Below are 19,662 nucleotides of genomic sequence, written 5' to 3'. Positions count from 1 at the left end.
AGCACGAGCGGTTTGTGGTGTGGGGTGCGCGGTGGGGCCCCCCCCCCCCCCCCCCCCCCCCCCCCCCCCGGCCCCCCCCCCCCCCGGGGCCGGGCTTCAGCGCGCGGTCTGCGCGTGGACGTACTCCACGAGCCGGGTGAGCGCGTCCGGGTCCATCGACGGCATCACGCCGTGGCCCAGGTTGAAGACGTGTCCCTCCAGACCGGCGGCGGCGTCCAGCACCTCGCGGGTCTTCTCCTCCACGGCGGACGTCGGCGCGAACAGCACGGCCGGGTCGAGGTTGCCCTGGAGCGCCTTGCCGGGCCCCACGCGGCGCGCGGCCTCGTCCAGCGGGACACGCCAGTCGACGCCGACGACGTCGGCCCCGGCCTCGCCCATGAGCCCGAGCAGCTCGCCCGTGCCGACGCCGAAGTGGATGCGCGGGACGTCGTGGCGGGCGACCGCGTCGAAGACCTTCGCGGAGGCGGGGAGCACCGAGCGGCGGTAGTCGGCGGGGGCCAGCGCGCCGACCCAGGAGTCGAAGAGCTGGACGGCGGAGGCGCCGGCCTCGATCTGCACCGTGAGGAAGGCGCTGGTGATCTCGGCGAGCCGGTCGAGCAGGTCGGCCCAGAGGAGCGGGTCGCCGTACATCATGGCCTTGGTGCGCTCGTGGTTGCGGGAGGGGCCGCCCTCGACGAGGTAGCTGGCGAGGGTGAAGGGGGCGCCGGCGAAGCCGATGAGCGGGGTGGCGCCCAGCTCGGCGGTGAGCATCCCGATGGCCTCGGTGACGTACCAGACGTCCTCGGGGGTGAGGTCGCGCAGCCGGGCGAGGTCGGCGCGGGTGCGGATCGGCTCCGCGATGACGGGGCCGACGCCGGGCTTGATGTCGAGGTCGACGCCGATGGCCTTGAGGGGCACGACGATGTCGCTGAAGTAGATCGCGGCGTCGACCTTGTGCCGGCGCACGGGCTGGAGGGTGATCTCGGCGACCAGCTCCGGCATCATGCAGGAGTCGAGCATCGCGATGCCCTCGCGGACCTTCAGGTACTCGGGCAGCGAGCGCCCCGCCTGCCGCATGAACCAGACCGGCGTGTGGGGGACGGGCTCGCGGCGGCAGGCCCTGATGAAGGCCGAGTCGCGGACGGCGGGGGCGGTGGGCCGCCGCCGGTCCGAGGGGGGGTTCGCCCCGGATCGCACGGCGTCCGGGTCCTGGGGAAGGTCGTTGGCACTCACACACAGAATCTTCGCACGCGTGCCGAAGGAGCCCGGCCCCGCAGGGTGTCCCTCCCTGCGCGGGGCGCGCCTTCCGCCTACTCTTCCCGGCATGGCTCCGGCTCAGGGACACTTTTCCGAACGATCCGACGGCACCGACCGCGAGGACGGCACGGGCGGTCCTTCCGTCCCGCCCGCCTTCCTCTCGGCGGTCGACGCGCTGCGCTCGGCCCGACTGCGCCCGGAGCTGGAGGTGGAGGCGACCAGGCCGCCCCAGCGCCTCGCGCCGCACGCGTACGCCCTGGAGGCCGCGGTGGTCGACGGCGAGGACGACCTCGCGGACGGCCGGCTCGTCCTGCTGCACGACCCGGCCGGCCACGAGGCGTGGCAGGGCGCCTTCCGGATGGTGACGCTGGTCCGGGCGGAGCTGGAGCCGGAGATGGCGGCGGACCCGCTGCTGCCGGAGGTGTGCTGGTCCTGGCTGACGGGTGCGCTGGAGGCGCGGGGCCTGGCGTACGGGGAGGCCGGCGGGACGGTGACGCGCGCCGGGTCGCACTACTTCGGCGCGCTGGCCGCGCGCCGCCCCGCGACGCAGATCGAGATCCGGGCCTCCTGGACGCCGCGCGAGGGGCGGAGCGGGGCGCCGGACGCGGCCTCGCACCTGATGGCCTGGGGCGATCTGCTGTGCCAGATCGCGGGCCTGCCCCCCTCCGACCCGGCGGACGCGGCGGTGGTGACGCTGCCGCAGCGGCGCGGACCCCAGACTCCGTAACCCTGCGTCAGCCCGTACCGCTCATGTGTTCGTATCATCCCGTCCCCCCTGCCGCACCCACCGGCTCTTTTTTCGTACAATCGATCGCGCGTCCTATTTGCCCGAATTGTTACGCATGAAAGGGCGATCTTTCCCTAAAGGAGGACGGGCCCGCTGCCGAAGAGGTCAATGACCCTTCAAGCACGGCTCTCCCCCGGCTTCACCCCCGAGCCGGCCCGTCCCGCCACTCCCCCCAGGAGGCCTGGTGTCCGTTCTCCTTGAGCAGCCCGCAAGCCTGGTCGCCTACCGCCCGAACAAGCCGACGGCCATGGTCGTCGTGGCCGACCCGCGCGTCCGTTCCACCGTCACCCGCCATCTGTGGGCCCTCGGAGTACGTGACGTCATCGAGGCGTCGTCCATCGCGGAGGCCCGCCCCCGCGTCGGCAACCCGCGTGACATCTGCGTCGCCGACGTCCACCTGCCCGACGGTTCCGGGCTGACCCTGCTGTCCGAGACCAGAGCCGCAGGCTGGCCCAACGGTCTCGCCCTCTCCGCCGCCGACGACATCGGCGCCGTTCGCAACGCCCTCGCGGGCGGCGTGAAGGGCTACGTCGTCACCGGCACCCGGACCAACATCGGCCACCCCACCCGCCCCGGCGTCGCCCCCATCGGCGCCAACGCGGCCCGGATGCACCGCAGGCCCCCCGGCTCCCCGGGCCATCCGGGCGGCTACCGCGAACTGTCCGGCCGTGAGGTGGAGGTGCTCCGCCTGGTCGCCGAAGGCCAGTCCAACAAGGCCATCGGCGTCTCGATGGGCCTCTCCGCCCTGACCGTCAAGTCCCACCTCGCCCGGATCGCCCGCAAGCTCGGCACCGGCGACCGCGCCGGAATGGTCGCCGTCGCCCTGCGGACGGGCATCATCCACTGACCTCACCCCGCCGGGACGTGCAGCGATGCGCCTTCGGCTGGAATACGCGCATGGCCGCCCGTCGACGGAACGTTCCGTCGACGGGCTCCGCGCATACACAGATACCCTTGACACGTGACCGACGCCCAAGAGACCGCAGCAGACACCTCACTGCGAACCACCGGGGGCGCTCCCCCGGACGACGTCGCCCCGGCGCCGATCCCCTTGCTCGAGCCGCGCGAGGGCATTCCCCCGGTGGTGGCGACCGACGACGCGCTCGCCGAGGTGGTCGCGGCCTTCGCCGCGGGCACCGGCCCGGTGGCCGTCGACGCGGAGCGCGCCTCGGGCTACCGCTACGGCCAGCGCGCCTACCTGGTGCAACTGCGCCGCGAGGGCGCGGGCAGCGCCCTGGTCGACCCGGTCGGCTGCCCCGACCTCTCCACCCTGGGCGCCGCCCTGTCCGACGCCGAGTGGATCCTGCACGCCGCCACCCAGGACCTGCCGTGCCTGCGCGACATAGGCATGACGCCCACCGCGCTCTTCGACACCGAGCTGGCCGGGCGGCTCGCGGGCTTCCCCCGCGTCGGGCTCGGCGCGATGGTGGAGAGCGTCCTCGGTTACGCCCTGGAGAAGGGCCACTCCGCGGTCGACTGGTCCACCCGCCCGCTGCCCGAGCCCTGGCTGCGCTACGCCGCGCTCGACGTGGAGCTGCTGATCGACCTGCGCGACGCGCTGGAGGAGGAGCTGGAGCGCCAGGGCAAGCTGGAGTGGGCGCGCGAGGAGTTCGACGCCATCGCCGCCGCGCCGCCCGCCCCGCCCCGCAAGGACCCCTGGCGCCGCACGTCGGGGATGCACAAGGTGCGCCGCCGCCGTCAGATGGCGGTCGTGCGCGAGCTGTGGAACGCCCGCGACCAGGTCGCCCAGCGCCGCGACGTCTCGCCGGGCAAGGTGCTCGGCGACGCCGCGATCGTCGAGGCCGCGCTCGCGCTGCCGGTCAACGTGCAGGCGCTGACCGCGCTGCCGGGATTCGGCCACCGCATGGGGCGCCGGCAACTGGAGCAGTGGCAGGCCGCCGTGGAGCGGGCCAGGGCGCTGCCGGAGTCGGAGCTGCCGCAGCCCGGCCAGCAGCCGGCCGGGCCGCCGCCGCCGCGCTCCTGGGCCGACAAGGACCCGGCCGCCGCCGCCCGGCTCTCGGCCGCCCGCGCCGCCGTCTCCGAGCTGGCCGAGCGCCTGAACCTGCCCCAGGAGAACCTGATCACCCCGGACACGGTGCGCCGCATCTGCTGGGAGCCGCCGAAGAACCCGAGCCCGGCCGCCGTCGAGGACGTCCTCGCCGCTCACGGGGCCCGCGCCTGGCAGATCCGGCTGGTCGCGCCCCTGCTGGTCCGCGCGCTGGACCCCGCCGCCTGACCCCGCACCGTACGGACACCCCCCGGCCCGAGGCCGGGGGGTGTTCCGCTTTCCGGCGCTCCGTCCGGGTTGCGGCACCGAACGCAGGGGCGAATTCACGCCAGGTTCCGGGCCCTCCCCACCCGGCCGCGGAGGCTTCGGCGGGGCGGTGGCGGGCATCGTCGTGATGTGACCTTCGACGCTCCGCCCGCGGGGGGTGGGCAGTCTGGTTACCCGCAAGTAGCATGATGGCAGGCGGCACGCCCCGTGGTGTGCCCCGCAGCAGTGCCATCCCGCACCCTGGAGGAGAGCCATCGTGCCTCGTACCATCCGGGACGTCGTCTTCGTCGACGGCGTCCGCACCCCGTTCGGCAAAGCGGGCCCGAAGGGCATCTACCACGAGACCCGCGCCGACGATCTCGTCGTGAAGGCCATCCGGGAGCTGCTGCGCCGCAACCCGGACCTCGACCCCGCGTCGATCGACGAGGTCGCCATCGCCGCGACCACCCAGATCGGCGACCAGGGCCTGACGCTGGGCCGTACCGCAGGGATCCTGGCCGGTCTGCCGCAGTCCGTCCCCGGCTACTCCATCGACCGCATGTGCGCGGGCGCGCTGACCGCCGTCACCTCGACGGCCGGCTCGATCGCCTTCGGCGCGTACGACGTCGTCGTGGCCGGCGGCGTCGAGCACATGGGCCGCCACCCGATGGGCGAGGGCGTCGACCCCAACCCGCGCTTCGTGTCGGAGAAGCTGGTCGACGAGTCCGCCCTGTTCATGGGCATGACGGCGGAGAACTTGCACGACCGCTACCCCACCATCACCAAGCAGCGCGCCGACGCCTACGCGGTGCGCTCGCAGGAGAAGGCCGCCAAGGCGTACGCCGACGGCAAGATCCAGCAGGACCTGGTGCCGATCTCGGTGCGCCGCACCAACGCCGAGGCCGGCGAGACGGGCTGGGGCCTGGTCACCGCCGACGAGCCGATGCGTCCGGGCACCACCATGGAGTCCCTGGCGGGCCTGAAGACCCCCTTCCGTCCGCACGGCCGTGTGACCGCCGGCAACGCCGCGGGGCTCAACGACGGCGCGACGGCCTCCCTGCTCGCCGCCGAGGACGTCGCCCGCGAGCTGGGCCTGCCGGTCAAGATGCGCCTGGTCTCCTACGCCTTCGCGGGCGTGGAGCCGGAGGTCATGGGCTACGGTCCGATCCCGGCGACCGAGAAGGCGCTGGCCAAGGCCGGACTCTCCATCTCCGACATCGGCCTCTTCGAGATCAACGAGGCGTTCGCCGTGCAGGTGCTCGCCTTCCTGGAGCACTACGGCATCGCCGACGACGACGCCCGCGTCAACCAGTACGGCGGCGCGATCGCCTACGGCCACCCGCTGGCCTCCTCCGGCGTGCGCCTCATGACCCAGTTGGCCCGGCAGTTCGAGGAGCAGCCCGAGGTCCGCTACGGCCTGACCACCATGTGCGTCGGCTTCGGCATGGGCGCGACGGTCGTCTGGGAGAACCCGCACTTCGACGGAGGCAGCAAGTGAGCACCACCACCACTGAACTCCTGAAGGGCGCGGCCGAGCTGTTCCCCGGCGAGGTCGTCACGCAGGCGCACGTACGCCACCTGGAACTCCCGGCGGGAGGGGGCAACTTCGCCCTCATCACGCTGGACAACGGGCTGGACCACACCAAGCCGACCACCTTCGGACCGCAGTCGCTGGCGAACCTGAACGCCGCCGTCGACCAGGTCGAGAAGGAGGCCGCGGCGGGCGCCATCACCGGCGTCGGCATCACCGGCAAGCCGTTCATCTTCGCCGTCGGCGCGGACCTCAAGGGCGTCGAGCTGCTCAGCCGCCACGAGGACGCGCTGGCCATCGGCAAGGGCGGCCACGAGGTCTTCCGCCGCCTCTCCGGCCTCGCGGTCCCGACGTTCGCGTACTACAACGGCGCGGCGATGGGCGGCGGCGTCGAGGTCGGCCTGCACTGCACCTACCGCACCGTCTCCCGCGCCGTCCCGGCGTTCTCGCTGCCGGAGGTCTTCCTCGGCCTGGTACCCGGCTGGGGCGGCTGCGCGCTGCTGCCGAACCTGATCGGCGCGGACCGCGCGGTCTCGGTGATCATCGAGAACTCGCTGAACCAGAACCGCCAGCTCAAGGGCGCGCAGGTCTTCGAGCTCGGCATCGCGGACGCGCTGTTCGACGGCGCGGACTTCCTGGAGCAGTCGCTGGCGTGGACCGCGAGCGTGCTCCGGGGCGACGTCACCGTGGAGCGCCCCGAGATCGACCGCGGTGAGGCCTGGGACCAGGCCGTCGCCCGCGGCCGGGCCGTCGCCGACTCCAAGGTGCACGGCGCGGCCCCGGCCGCCTACCGCGCACTGGACATCATCGCCGCGGCCAAGGACGGCGACCTGGGCGCCGGCTTCGACGCCGAGGACCGGGCGCTGGCCGACCTGATCATGGGCGGCGAGCTGCGCAGCGGCATCTACGCCTTCAACCTGGTCCAGAAGCGCGCCAAGCGCCCGGCCGGCGCGCCGGACAAGAACCTCGCCCGCCCGGTCACCAAGGTCGGCGTGGTGGGCGCGGGCCTGATGGCCAGCCAGCTCGCGCTGCTGTTCCTGCGCCGCCTGGAGGTCCCGGTCGTCCTCACGGACATCGACCAGGAGCGCGTCGACAAGGGCGTGGGCTACGTCCACTCCGAGATCGACAAGCTGCTCGCCAAGGGCCGCGTCAACCAGGACAAGGCCAACCGCCTCAAGGGCCTGGTCTCCGGCGTCCTCGACAAGGCCGAGGGCTTCGCGGACGCGGACTTCATCATCGAGGCCGTCTTCGAGGAGATCGGCGTCAAGCAGCAGGTGTTCGCGGAGGTCGAGGCGGTCGCCCCGGCGCACGCGATCCTCGCCACCAACACCTCCTCGCTGTCGGTGACCGAGATGGCGTCGAAGCTGAAGCACCCGGAGCGGGTCGTCGGCTTCCACTTCTTCAACCCGGTCGCGATCCTCCCCCTGCTGGAGATCGTCCGCGGCGAGCGGACGGACGACGCCTCGCTGGCGACGGCGTTCGGCGTGGCCCGCAAGCTGAAGAAGACCGCGGTGCTGGTGAAGGACGCCCCGGCGTTCGTCGTCAACCGCATCCTCACCCGCTTCATGGGCGAGATCCAGAACGTCATCGACGAGGGCACCCCGGTCGAGGTCGCGGAGCGCGCCGTCGAGCCGCTCGGCCTGCCGATGTCCCCGCTGGTGCTCCTGGAGCTGGTCGGCCCGGCCATCGGGCTGCACGTCTCGGAGACCCTGAACCGCGCCTTCCCGGAGCGCTTCACCGTCTCGGAGAACCTCGCGGCGGTCGTCAAGGCCGGCAAGCGCGGCTTCTACGTCCACGACTCCGGTGCGCCGGTCCTCGACCCCGAGGTCGCCGCCCTCCTCAAGCAGGGCGACACCGTCCTCACCGAGGAGCAGACCCGCGACCGCGTGCTCGACGCGGTGGCGCAGGAGATCGGCCTGATGCTGGAGGAGGGCGTCGTCGCCGAGGCGCAGGACATCGACCTGTGCCTGATCACCGGTGCGGGCTGGCCCTTCCACCTGGGCGGCATCACGCCGTACCTGGACCGCGCGGGCGTCTCCCAGCGGGTCAACGGCAAGCCGTTCCTGGAGCAGGGCGTCGCGAGCGTGCCCGCGTAACGCCTGATCTCACGGCGAACGGGTCGTACGGGATGATCTCCCGTACGGCCCGTTCGCGTTGCGGGCCCGGAACGGGACGGAGGGGCGGTGGCGGTGCGGGGCGTCGGCGGGCGGCGGGGGGCGGGGATCGCGCGTGCGGTGCTCCGGCGGCCGGCCTGGCTGGTCGCGCTGCTGGCCCTGGTCGTGCTCGCGCCGCTGTCGGCCCCGGTCGAGGGCGCTCGGGCGGCGCGGGACCGGCTGCGGGTCGCCACCTGGAACATGTGCGGCGTCGAGGCGTGGAACTGCCGGGGCACCGGCGGCGGTGACCGCAAGGTCCGCGCGCTCACGGAGCTGGCCGAGGCGGACGGCGCGGACGTGATCCTGCTGCAGGAGGTCTGCGCGAGGGACCTGGCCGCCGCCCGGCGGGCGCTGGGGCGCGGCTGGGACGCGGTCTTCAGGGGGTACGCCCACCGCGCCGCCGGCGGGCGGTTCACCCCGGTCGACTGCACGCCGCACGGCCGGGGCCGGGCGGGCGTCGCGGTTTTGGCCTCCTCGCCGCTGCTCCGGGTGGCGGCGGTGGAGGCGCAACAGCCCGAGGTCGGACTGCACCGCGGAACTCTCTGCGCGACGGTGCTCGAACCGGCGCTCCGGGTGTGCGGCGGCCATCTGAGCCTGCCCGGCAGCGACCGGGCGCATCCGGGGTGGGAGCTGCGCGACGACCAGCTCGCCGCGCTGGTCGGCGCGGCGGGCGTCCGTACGGTGTTCGGCGGGGACCTCAACAGCACACCGCCCGCGGCCGCCGGCGACCAGGCCTGGATCTGGCCGCGCCCGGCCTTCCGCCGCTACCGGGAGTGCGACCAGCGGGACGCCTCCGCGCGCGGGGGCCGGGCGACGCTGGCGGGCGGCGGCAAGGTCGACTACCTCTTCACCGATCTGCCGCGCACCGCCTGCGCGGTGCGCGACACGTCCGCGTCGGACCACCTGGCCCTGGTCATGGAGGTCAGAACGGGCTGAGGAGCCCTCCGCCGGTCCGCGTCGCCCCGTGCACGACGCCGAACCGGACGACGGTCCGCCCGGACTCCTGGCCGGCCGCGTCGACGGCGTGGCACTCCACGGTGTGCTCGCCTGCGGCCCACGACCAGCCCGGCTCCCAGAACCAGCGGGTGTCCGGCGCCACCGGGGCGACGCCCAACCGCATACCGTCCTCGACGAACTCGATCCGGACGGCGCCCTCGGCGTACCCCGCCATGCCGATCAGCGGACCCTGGACCCGCTGGCCGGGTGCGGGGACGGCGACCGCCGGGGCGGGGGGCGGCCCGCCCGGAGCCGGTGGCCGGGCCGGTTCGGGCCCCGCCGCCGGGGCCTCGGACGCGGCGGCGACGGTGAAGACGACCTCGGCCCGCTGGGAGTGGTAGCCGGAGGCGTCGACCCCGAGCACGCGCACCGTGTGCGCGCCCACGCTCCAGGGGCGGCCGAGGTCCCAGCTCCAGGAGCCGTCCGGGGCGACCTCGGGGGCGCCGAGGAACTTGCCGTGCTCCCACACGCTCAGCCGTACCGCGCCCGGAGCCGCGCCGGCGAACGTGACCGGCCCTCCGTGGACCGTCCCGCCTGCCGCCGGGGCGTGCACCACGGGCGCGGCGAACGCCTCCTGGACCTGGGAGGTGGCCTTGAGGTAGGCGTCGATGGCCGACCTGTCGGCGTCGGGCCGCTCGCCGCCGCTGCGCACGAACCCGAGGCGCGGCGCCATCCCGTCGATGAGGAAGTTGACCAGCCCCATCAGGACCGGGAGGTTGCGGCCGGTCACGTGCGCGTGGTCGACGATGTGGGGGGAGTCGCTGAAGATGAAGTTGAGGTTCTCGTAGCCGGCGAACAGCGGCAGGAAGGGCTCGACCTGCTCCGCGAACTGCTCGTCCTGGGGCGACGAGAGGATGTAGATGTTGGCGCCCCGGTTCGCCCCGGCCCTCACCAGGGCCGGTATCGCGTCGTCGATGATCTGCGTGTTCCGCTCGGTGACCTCGCCCATCATGTGCTCGGCGATGGAGGGGTACTGCAGGACGTAGCTGCCGATCCTGAACTGCGGGACCATGGACACGATGTTGCGGAAGCCGTACTTCAGGCCGAAGTAGAGGGCCGCGCTGCCCCCCTTCGACCCGCCCCACAGGGTGCACTGGTCGGCCGTCAGCCCCAGCGAGTGCAGCACGTTGGAGATCAGGGAGGCGACGGACCGCTCCAGCCCGAAGTCCATGCCCTCGCAGAGGTAGTAGCTGTTCTTGCCGTGGAAGCGGTCGCGGATCCAGAGGACGTTGGACCGGAGCGTGTCGAACACGCCGTTCGACCACCCGTAGTCGCCGGGCACGGAGAAGTTGGCGAAGACGACCACCAGGTGGCGGTTGCCGTTCCGGGCGTGCGCGAACCGGTACTCGACCGGGAAGGTCCCGGAGACGTCGATGCCGGTGTGCAGCGGGCGGCCGGGGGCTGCTGGGGACACGGCTCTGGGACTTCCCATCTCGTGCGGGGCGGGCGGTACTCCGGCGGGGCCCGGATCTCCCGGACCGCGGCCGCTGGTGGTCAGGTGGTCAGGCGTGCTTCACGGAGAAGGACAGGTCGTTGTCGTCGGTGATGTACGCGACGGTCCGGTGGGGGACGCCCAGGTCGGAGCGGTCCACCGACGAGGGGAACCGGTCGGTGTGCTTGCGGCGGATGATGTCGCCGCCGATCCGTCCGGCCCGCGTCTCGGTCCCGTCCCCGATCCGTATCCACAGGTCCCAGAGGTCGGTGGCGGCGAGGCGGCGGACCAGGAACTCCCGGTGCGGGACGGCGAACGTGATCGAGGCCCCGCCGGCCGGCTGCGCCGGGACGGCGAACTCGACGGCCCGGTCGCTCCGGTGGCGCAGCACGGCGTGGAGCGCCGTCCCGGCCTGGACGGGGCGCGGGAGCAGCAGGCCGACCTGGAAGGCGGTGCTGCCCTCGCCGACGACGACCTGGTCGATCTCCGCGTGGGCGGGGCGGTACCAGGTGCGCAGGGCGATGAAGTCGTCGATCGTCCGGTAGGGGATGGCGGAGGAGACCCCCTGGGCGTCCAGCCAGGGCGCCTGCCCGCTGAGGTACTGGGTCTCCACCCCTTCCGCCGTGACGCGTTCGTCCTGGCCCTCGGGGGTGCGCAGCCGCAGGTCCCAGGTCCCCTCGTGGGGTCGCAGCAGCCGGGGGTCGATGACCGTCTCGGTCCAGAGCCGCCCCCTGGCGTCCTTGACGAGCGCGCCCGGATCCAACGCCACCGTGCGGGTCTCGGGGCTGTCGCGGAGCTTGACGCTCACGGCGTAGCCGGTCGCGCCCTCGCCGGTGACCTTCAGCCGCAGCCGGAACCCGCCGCCCGGCTCCGCGATCAGGCGGCCCAGCGGCAGGACGCGGGGCGGCGAGCGGACCGGGTTGCGGGCGCGGTCGGCGGCGAGGTGGCCGAACAGCTCCTCGTACCGCTGGGCGATGACGTCGGGGGCGAAGCGGTACGCGTTCTGCCGGGCGGCCTCGCTCATGCGCAGGCGCGACTGGTCGTCGTTGATGAGGGCGAGCAGGCCCTGGGCCACGGAGTCCGGGTCGCCCGGCACGGCCAGGAGGCCGTCGACCCCGTGCTGGATGATCTCGCGCGGGCCGAGCGGGCAGTCGGTGCTGACGACCGGGAGGCCGGCCTGCATGGCCTCGACGATGGTCATGCCGAAGGACTCGTTGTCGGAGGTGACGGCGGCGATGTCGCCCTTGGCCCACTCGCTCTCCATCGGCGCGTGGGAGCCCATGAGCCGTACGTGGTTGTACAGCCCGCGCTCCATCACCAGCTCCCGCAGGGCCTGCTCCTCCTTGCCGGAGCCGTAGATCCGCAGGCTCCAGTCGGGCCGGCTGCGGACGACGGTCTCGAAGGCGCGGACGAGCACGTCGTACCGCTTCACCCTCACCAGCCGTCCGGCCGCCACGACGATGCGCCGGCCGCTCCGCGCGGGCATGGCGCTCGGCACCGCCACCGGGTTCGGGATGGAGAGGATGCGGGGGGCGGCCTGCGGCAGGACCGTCCGGTAGATCTCGGCGTCCGCCTGGGAGACCGTGACGAAGGCGTCCATCTCCGGGATGATCGCGTTCTGCCGCTCCCGCTGCTCGGGGATCTGCGAGTCGTGGGTCAGGTGCTCCTGCCCGATCCGGAGGTAGTCGCGCTCGCCGAAGTGCGCCAGGTACATGAGCAGCACCGGCCGGGTGGCGATGACGACCTCGGCGGGGGTCCCGTCGAGGTAGCCGCCGATCCGCTGGTCGGTGAGGGCGTTGTACAGCGGCGAGAACGAGGGCGTGCGCGGGCTCACCGCCGACGGCTGCCGGGAGAGCGGGTTCTCCTGGTCGGCGCTGCCGGCCCGGATGTCCACCAGGGGCGTCAGCCGGACGCCCGGCTCCAGGGTCCCCTGGGGGGTGTCGCGGGTGCGGAACACGGAGACGATCTCCACCTCGTGCCGCTGGGCCAGCGCGCCCGCCAGGTTGAGGGTGGCGCTGACCGTGCCGCCGATGCCGTAGGCGTCGTGCAGCAGAAAGGCGATCTTCATGGGGTGCCGGTCTTCCGTGGTCGGGCGGCGCGTGCCGCGCGAGGGGCTGGTCCGTGGCTGGTCCGGGCTGCGGCTCGGGGCGGCCGGGACCTCACATGATCACTCCCTCGTAGACCCGCTCGCCGGGAGGGGACGCCTCGAGCCGCGGCGGCTCCGCCTGCGGCCCTTCCTGGGTGAGGGGCCACCGCGGGTCCTGCCGGACGGCGGACCGCGGAGCCGTCCGGACCTGCTGGATCGGCTGCGTCGCCTGCTGGACCGGCTGCGTCGCCTGCCGGCCCGGCTGCGTCCGGTCCGCGGTCGGGCGGGCCGGGAGGCTCCCGCGGACCGGCGCCGTGCCGACGGCCGGGGCCTGTGCCCGCTCGGGGGCGAGGTCGCCCCCCGCGACCAGGACGCGGTCGGTCAGCCGGGCGGAGGCGTACCCGTCGTCGAGATCGCAGAACTGGTCCTGGAACCAGCGGTAGCGCTCGGCGTACGCGGCCTGGATGCGGTCGACGTCCCGGATCGCCGAGACCAGCTCGGCCGACTCCGACAGCAGGGGGCCCGGCGCGCTCTCGGCGAACTCGAAGTAGAACCCGCGCAGGGTGTCGCGGTAGTGGTCCAGGTCGTAGGTGAAGAACAGGATCGGCCGCCCGGTGTTGACGTAGTCGAACATCAGCGAGGAGTAGTCCGTGATCATCACGTCGGTGATCAGGGAGAGGTCCGCCATGTCCGGGTAGTCCGAAACGTCGAAGACGAAGCCGTCCCCGGCGCCCGGCACCGGGTCGACCACGTTCGGGTGCCGACGGACCATCAGGACGTGGTCGGCGCCCAGGCGCGCGCGGGCGTCGTCGAGGTCGATCCGGAAGTCGAACTTGTACTTCCCCGGAGCGTAGAACTGGTCGTCGCGCCAGGTGGGGGCGTACATGATGATGCGCTTGCCGGGCGGGAGGCCGATGCGCCGGCGGATCTCGGCGGCCCGCTCCTCCGTTCCCGGCCGGCGCAGGAGGTCGTTGCGGGGGTAGCCGCACTCGACCATCTCACCGGGGAACTGGAAGGCGCGCTGGAGGATGGGCGTGGAGAAGCTGTTGGGCGAGACCAGCATGTCCCAGTTGCGGACCTCCTTCGCGACCCGCTCCAGGTAGCGCTGGTCGGCGAAGTGCACCGCCTCGATGTCGTGGCCGATCTTCTTGAGCGGGGTGCCGTGCCAGGTCTGCACGACGACCTGCTCGGGACGCTTCTCGAACCAGTCGGGGAGGTGGTTGTTGGCCACGACGTACCGGCAGGTGGCGAGCGCCTCGTACCACTCCTGGGACCACATGCGCACGGGCCGGGCCGTGGGGGGCAGCTCGACCTGGTCGTCCCGGACGACCCACAACTGCTCCAGGTCGACGCCGCGCCGGACCATCTCCTCGTGGACGGCGCGCGGGCTGTCGGAGTACTGCGTGCCCTTGAAGGCGTCGAAGAGCACGGCCGGCCTGATCTCCTGGCGCCGGGCCTGCGGGTACGCCTTGGTCCGCAGCAGCTTCTGGCGGTAGGGGCCGCGGGCGTCCTCGGCCATCGCGGAGCGGACGAGCAGGGAGAGCCGGTCGTACCCCTCCGCCTGGAGGTCGTAGCCGCGTCCGGCCAGCTCGGCCTCCTGGGGGAACGCGGCGACCAGGTCCTGCTCGATCTTGAACATGAGGTCGGGCGACCGGTCGGCCGGGGCGACGGACGAGGGGTCCTGCCGCCGCAGGAAGAAGTCCCAGCGGCCGGCGGCCAGCGGGATGGCGCCGGCGAGGGTGCGCATGGCCGCCGGGGTCACGACGCACCGGAAGCGGCGCCCGTCCCACTCCAGCGGCACGGCCCGCTCGGCCCCGTGGGCCCGCGACCTGACGACCACGTGGGCGCTGGCGTGCTCGGCCGGGGTCAGCAGGTCCGCGCCGGAGTAGTGGCCGACGATCTCCAGCGAGCCGTCGTCGCGCCAGCGGCACTCGCTCACCAGGGGCAGCGCGTCGCGCTCGAAGAGCACGACGTAGCCCGAGCCGTTGCGGTGGACGACGACCTCGCGGTCGCCGCGCTCGGTCTGCACCTGCGCGGGCAGGCGGTAGTGGCCGTCCGGGGCGCCCTCGGCCATCACCGGGTACAGCGGCGCCTTGCGGCCCTCCATGTGCACGACGAACTTCCAGCCGTTGCTGCCCATGGTCCACGCCTGGGGTACGGAGGTGTCCCCGTCGGCCCGCGAACCGGGGACGAGGTTGCGCAGCGGCACCCGCGTCGTGAAGGTGCACCAGCCCTCCCCGCCGGGCTTGAAGGCCAGCCAGGAGTCGTGCCGGCCCGCGCCGTTCATGCTGACGACCCGGAGCTTGCCCCACTCGGGGACCTTCGGGGCCAGGTAGACGCCGCCGAGTTCGAGGTGCTCGCCCACGACCCGGTGCCGGGTGATGCGGCAGCGGACCCGCTCGACGCGGAGCTTGAGGGAGCCCTGGACGAAGAGCGGGACGATCCGCGTGTTCTTGTCGACATAGCGGTACGGAGGGTTGGCGGCGGTGCCCGCGCCGCCCCGGCCGACGCTCTTGTACCGGAAGAGGCCGCGGCTGAACACGCCTGCGGCGACGTCCCAGGTGCCCTCGACCCACTCGCCCTTCTTCTTGAGCCGGGTGGTGTCGAACCGGCTCTCGAAGCCGGCCCAGTCGTAGCAGTAGCGGTTCTGGTTGGAGTACTCGGTCGCCTGCGGGTAGTAGGTGGTCCGCGCCAGGTTGATCATCTTGCTGCCGGACTTCTTGTTCCGCAGCGCCAGGGCCTTGGTCGACATGTGCTTCTTGTGCACGTTGATGAAGCGCACGTACGCGGAGCCGGTCAGCGTCAGCCACTCGTCGTCCCAGCTCGCCCCGGTGAGCGAACTGGCGGGCGACAGCTCCGAGGTGAGGCGGTAGTCGCTCTTGTACAGACCCGTGCGGCGGTTCCCCAGGTGCGGGTAGTTCAGGTAGCGGCGCAGCCGGCGGCGCACGGGCAGCGGGCCGCCCTTGCGCTCGAACTCGATGACGTCCAGCAGCTCGCCGAGCCGCCCCTGGTGGACCAGCAGCCACTTCACGCGCGCGTCGGCCGGCAGCTCCTCGATGAGGTCGTCGTCCGCCTCCCCCAGGAACTCCTGGGCCGCGTGCATGAAGGCGTCGCGGTACTCCTCGTCCGCGTCGGGGAGCACCTTGAGGTGGAGCATGAGGTCGGACTTGAGGCAGGCCAGGTCGTACTTGCGCTTGTGCTCCTTGTACGAGCGCGACCGGTGCCGGCCCAGGAAGCGGCTGACGGACTGCACGGCGGCGACCCGGTCGCGCAGGTTGTCGACCTCGGTGTGCCGCTGGGTGATGGAGGGCGCCGCGCCGCCCTCACGGCGCCGCCAGAAGTAGACGATGTCGGTGATGACATCGACCTTCCGCGCCTTGAAGTGCGCGAACATGTTGACCCAGGAGTCCTCGTAGAGGACCCCTTCGGGAAACCGGATCAGGTGGTGGTCCCAGAAAGCGCGGCGGAACACCTTGTTCCAGACGGTCCGGTCGTAGATCAGCGCCTCGAACCGGGTGATGTGGGTGCCGCGGCGGTCTTTCTGCATCGGCCCCTTGTGCAGGGGGGACTGCCACTTCTTGGTGGAATTCATCATCTGGACGTTGCCGGAGACGAAATCCGAGCCGGACTCCGAGAGCGTGCGTATCAGCAGTTCGTAGGCGTACTCGGGAATGACGTCGTCGCCGTCGGCGAACACCAGGAACTCGCCGGCCGGGTGCATGGCGTCCAGTCCCGTGTTCCGGGCGTGGCCCGGTCCGTGCGACTCCTGGCGGATGAGCCGGAAGCGCGGGTCGCGGGCGCAGAACCCCTCGGCGATCGCCGTGGACCCGTCGGTCGAGCCGTCGTCGACCATGACGACCTCGAAGTCGCGGAACGTCTGGCGGGCGATGGACTCCAGGCACTCGTCGAGGTAGATCTCCACGTCCTGAAAGGGGACGACGACACTCAGACGAGGCCCAGAGGCCATGCTTCACACTCCCGTTCACGGCAGTGGCGAGCACTGCGGCCACCACCAAGATCCAACTCTGCGCTCCGCCCTCTCCCGAGCCCCCGTTGGCCCAGAGTCGGTCTTCCTCGATCACCGGTCGATCAGGTTGCGAGGCTGTAGCACCGTACGCAAATCTTAAATGAACATTAAAGGATGTCAATGTGAGAATCAGGTGACGATGCGTCGGCAGTCCTGGACAGGGCCACGTGATTCATGTCATGCGTTCGGTATGGCGGCCGTTCGGGCGGAACGGGTTTCAGAGGGTCCGCCAGTCGTCGAGCGTGAGACCGGGACCCTCCACCTGCCGCGCCAGCCTCGGCGCGCCGTCCCCGCCGACCACCGCGACCACCAGCCGGCCGTAGGCGTCCAGCGCCAGCGCGGGCGTCCCCAGACACGGGACGCCCGTGTCCGACCACCACATCCCGTTGGCCTCGTCCTCGGTGACGCCCAGGCCCACCGCGGCCGTCCCCTCGACGCCCCGGTGGACCAGCACCGTGCAGTCGTAGCCGTCCAGCGCCACCCTGATCGCCGCGTGCGCGCCGTCCCCCGGAGCCCCGCCGAGAGCCATCGGCCACGCCCCCGGACGGAAGGCGACGACGCCGCCGGCCGGATCGGTCCAGTAGAAGGTGGCCCGGCCGGGCGCGGTCTCCAGCCCGGCCGCCGTGCCCGCACGCACCGCCAGGCGCGAGGGCCGGGCCTCGTGCCAGCCGCCGCCGGGCTCCTTCTGCCGCCAGTGCAGCGTGCCCCCCTCGGTCGCGGCGAAGAACTCCACCGTCCCGGAGGCGAGCGCGACCACCGCGGGGTCCCCCGCGAGGTTCGCCCCGCGCAGGTCCTCCCAGCCGTGCCACTTCCCGTCGGGACGCTCACGGCGCAGCATCAGCCCGCCGCCCGCGTTGCGGAGCGCGATGTGGACCTCCCCCGACGCGCTCACGGCGGCGACGGGGGCGCCGATGCGGTAGCCCCCCTGCGACTCCTTGTGGGGATTGCCCAGGGAGTGCCAGGCCGAGACCGGCCGCCCGGTCTGGTACTGGATCGCGTGGACGACGTCGGCACGGACGGTGGAGCCCGAAACCTGCTCCCGCCGGCCGACGAGGTGGACGTAGGCGTCGGCGTCCTGCACGACGGAGAGATCGGTCAACCGCCCCGCCGTCGCCAGGTCGGCGCACGTCCACGCGTCGCCGCCCGGACGCCCCTGGGTCCAGCGGCGCAGCCCGTCGGAGCCGTGCGCGTACACGGTGAGCCGGCCGTCCTTGCCGCGGGTGAGCCAGATGCCGCTCCGCGTCCCGGCGGCGGAGGCGACCTGCGAGGTCGCGCGGGCATCACGTCCGAGCATGGCTGCGCCGTCACCTTTCCCCAGAGGGCATCCCTTTACGTCACGCCATGAACCCATCGCGCACGGTTTCGAATCTGCCACATCCTAGACCCCGGTCCGGGGCCCGGCTTCGCCCCCCGGAGCCGCGATGACCTGCCGAGCCGCGGCGGAAAAGCCGTGCGCCGCAGGTCGGCGGCGCACCCTGTACTCGTACACGCGCTCGATGGACTGTTTATAGTTCTTATCCACCACCCCACACGGACCGGCTCCTCCCCCCACCCGAGTCCACCGCCACAGCCCGACCGGGCCGCGAGACCAAGGACTCGAAAACAGGATGAGCAACGACGTCACCTCTCCGGGCTCCCGTGCGTCGCGCCGGGCGGCGAAGCCCCGCAAGCGCCGCGGGCTCAAGATCACGCTCGGCGTGCTCGTCGCGCTCGCCCTCGCCGGCGGCGGCGCCGCGTACTGGATGTACCAGGACCTCGACGGCAACATCCACGGCGTCGACATCGACGAGGCGCTGGGCGACGAGCGCCCGGAGAAGCTGCCCACCACCGGGCAGAACCTGCTCGTCCTGGGCTCGGACTCGCGCGCCGGGGCGGAGAACCGCAAGCTGGGCGGGGGCGCCGGCGTCAGCGGGGCCCGCTCCGACACCGCGCTGGTCGTGCACATACCCGAGGGCCGCACCGAGGCCGTCGCCGTGTCGATCCCGCGCGACACCCTGGTGACCAGGCCCGAGTGCGCCAAGGGGGACGGCTCGACGATGGCGTCCGCGGAGCGCGTCATGTTCAACTCGGTCTACTCCGCCGCCGGTCCGGCCTGTGTGGTCAAGACCGTCGAGAAGATGTCCGGCGTCCGGATCGACCACTACCTGGAGATCAACTTCGCGGGCTTCAAGGACCTGGTCGACGCGGTGGGCGGCGTCACCGTGAAGGTCGAGGAGCCGATCAGGGACAAGGCGTCGGGGCTCGACCTGGCCGCCGGGTCGCACAAGCTCGACGGCGCCGAGTCCCTCGCCTACGTACGGACCCGCGAGGGCATCGGCGACGGCAGCGACCTGGGCCGGATCGGGCTCCAGCAGCAGTTCCTGCTGGCCCTGCTCACCGAGATCAAGTCGCAGGACCTGCTGGGCAGTCCGGCGACCGCGTACAAGATCGCCAACTCCGCGACCAAGTCGCTGACGACCGACAAGGGACTGGCCTCGCTGACCTCGCTGAGCGAGTTCGCCCGCTCGATGAACGGCGTCGACCCCTCGTCCATGGAGACGATCATGCTGCCGGTCGCCTACGACACGGTGGACGAGAACCGCGTGGTGGCGGCTGAGCCGCAGGCCGGCGAGCTCTGGAAGGCGATCCGCACGGACACCGAGATCCCCGAATCGGCCAAGAAGTCCCCGGCCACCGGCGGCTGACCTGGCATCATGCCCGGATGACCGACGAGCGGACCCTGGTGATCGTCGACGCCGCCAACGTGGTGGGGTCGGTGCCCGACGGATGGTGGCGGGACCGGCGCGGGGCGGCCGAGCGGCTGCGGGACGCGCTGGTCCGGTACGCCGAGGAGGGGCTCCCCGGCTGCCCCGGCCCCGTCGACCTGGTGCTGGTCGTGGAGGGCGCCGCCCGAGGGGTGGCGCCGGCGCCGGGGGTGCGCGTGGAGGCGGCGCCCGGCAGCGGTGACGACCTGATCGCCCGTCTGGCCGCCGCCGCCCGCGGCGCGCGCCCCTGCGTCGTCGTCACCGCCGACCGGGGGCTGCGGCGGCGGGTCGAGGCGTACGGGGCCCGGGGGGGGGGGGGGGGCGCGGGGGGGGGGGGGGGCGCGGGGCGGGGGGGGGGGGGTTCGATCTCCGCTCTTCTCTTTCTGGGTGGACGGGTGGCGGCGCAGGTAAACCTC

12 protein-coding genes and 1 pseudogene are annotated in these 19,662 nt (G+C 72.8%); 8 read left to right on the top strand and 5 right to left on the bottom strand.

The window, feature by feature from the left end; translation table 11 throughout:
- Positions 1-96: 96 nt before the first annotated feature.
- Positions 97-1,176: a uroporphyrinogen decarboxylase gene (hemE, locus tag ACZ6EJ_RS26450; protein WP_469270586.1), complete on the bottom strand. Its 1,080-nt coding sequence runs from the start codon at positions 1,174-1,176 to the stop codon at positions 97-99.
- Between the two features lie 127 nt (positions 1,177-1,303).
- Between hemE and ACZ6EJ_RS26445 the strand changes: the two genes are divergently transcribed.
- From ACZ6EJ_RS26445 to ACZ6EJ_RS26420, 6 genes are all read left to right on the top strand, one after another.
- Entirely contained in the window at positions 1,304-1,963 is a 660-nt protein-coding gene (locus ACZ6EJ_RS26445) for a DUF3000 domain-containing protein (protein ID WP_469270584.1), read from the top strand.
- A 244-nt stretch (positions 1,964-2,207) separates the two neighbouring features.
- Positions 2,208-2,870 (top strand): response regulator transcription factor, encoded by a 663-nt coding sequence (locus ACZ6EJ_RS26440; RefSeq protein ID WP_329419490.1) that lies wholly within the window; start codon positions 2,208-2,210, stop codon positions 2,868-2,870.
- A gap of 114 nt (positions 2,871-2,984) precedes the next feature.
- The gene (locus tag ACZ6EJ_RS26435) at positions 2,985-4,259 is read left to right on the top strand and encodes an HRDC domain-containing protein (protein WP_469270582.1); all 1,275 of its coding nucleotides are present in this window, start codon (positions 2,985-2,987) and stop codon (positions 4,257-4,259) included.
- Positions 4,260-4,554: 295 nt separating this feature from the next.
- A complete protein-coding gene (locus tag ACZ6EJ_RS26430; protein WP_469270580.1) occupies positions 4,555-5,775 on the top strand; it encodes a thiolase family protein in 1,221 nt (406 codons plus the stop codon).
- A complete protein-coding gene (locus tag ACZ6EJ_RS26425; protein ID WP_469270579.1) occupies positions 5,772-7,904 on the top strand; it encodes a 3-hydroxyacyl-CoA dehydrogenase NAD-binding domain-containing protein in 2,133 nt (710 codons plus the stop codon). The genes ACZ6EJ_RS26430 and ACZ6EJ_RS26425 overlap by 4 nt, the downstream gene beginning before the upstream one ends.
- 138 nt (positions 7,905-8,042) lie before the next feature.
- Complete coding sequence (locus ACZ6EJ_RS26420; protein WP_469270578.1) at positions 8,043-8,897, top strand: endonuclease/exonuclease/phosphatase family protein; 855 nt, start codon at positions 8,043-8,045, stop codon at positions 8,895-8,897.
- Here ACZ6EJ_RS26420 and ACZ6EJ_RS26415 read toward each other — a convergent pair.
- From ACZ6EJ_RS26415 to ACZ6EJ_RS26400, 4 genes are all read right to left on the bottom strand, one after another.
- Positions 8,884-10,371 (bottom strand): hypothetical protein, encoded by a 1,488-nt coding sequence (locus ACZ6EJ_RS26415; protein ID WP_469270577.1) that lies wholly within the window; start codon positions 10,369-10,371, stop codon positions 8,884-8,886. The two genes, ACZ6EJ_RS26420 and ACZ6EJ_RS26415, sit on opposite strands and share 14 nt — an antisense overlap.
- An 88-nt stretch (positions 10,372-10,459) precedes the next feature.
- Positions 10,460-12,457 carry a glycosyltransferase family 4 protein gene (locus tag ACZ6EJ_RS26410; protein ID WP_469270575.1) on the bottom strand — a complete coding sequence of 666 codons (1,998 nt, stop codon included), beginning with the start codon at positions 12,455-12,457 and terminating at the stop codon, positions 10,460-10,462.
- Between the two features lie 91 nt (positions 12,458-12,548).
- Positions 12,549-16,442: a bifunctional glycosyltransferase/CDP-glycerol:glycerophosphate glycerophosphotransferase gene (locus ACZ6EJ_RS26405; protein ID WP_469270573.1), complete on the bottom strand. Its 3,894-nt coding sequence runs from the start codon at positions 16,440-16,442 to the stop codon at positions 12,549-12,551.
- 277 nt (positions 16,443-16,719) lie between these two features.
- A complete protein-coding gene (locus ACZ6EJ_RS26400; RefSeq protein WP_469270572.1) occupies positions 16,720-17,796 on the bottom strand; it encodes a PLL family lectin in 1,077 nt (358 codons plus the stop codon).
- Between the two features lie 313 nt (positions 17,797-18,109).
- Between ACZ6EJ_RS26400 and ACZ6EJ_RS26395 the strand changes: the two genes are divergently transcribed.
- Positions 18,110-19,186 carry an LCP family protein gene (locus tag ACZ6EJ_RS26395; protein ID WP_469270571.1) on the top strand — a complete coding sequence of 359 codons (1,077 nt, stop codon included), beginning with the start codon at positions 18,110-18,112 and terminating at the stop codon, positions 19,184-19,186.
- Positions 19,187-19,203: 17 nt separating this feature from the next.
- A pseudogene (locus ACZ6EJ_RS26390) lies at positions 19,204-19,554 on the top strand (NTP pyrophosphohydrolase); the annotation flags it as partial.
- Positions 19,555-19,662: the final 108 nt, after the last annotated feature.

This window comes from Streptomyces sp. NPDC041970, assembly GCF_055588985.1.
This window is presented reverse-complemented; position numbering and strand designations above follow the sequence as displayed.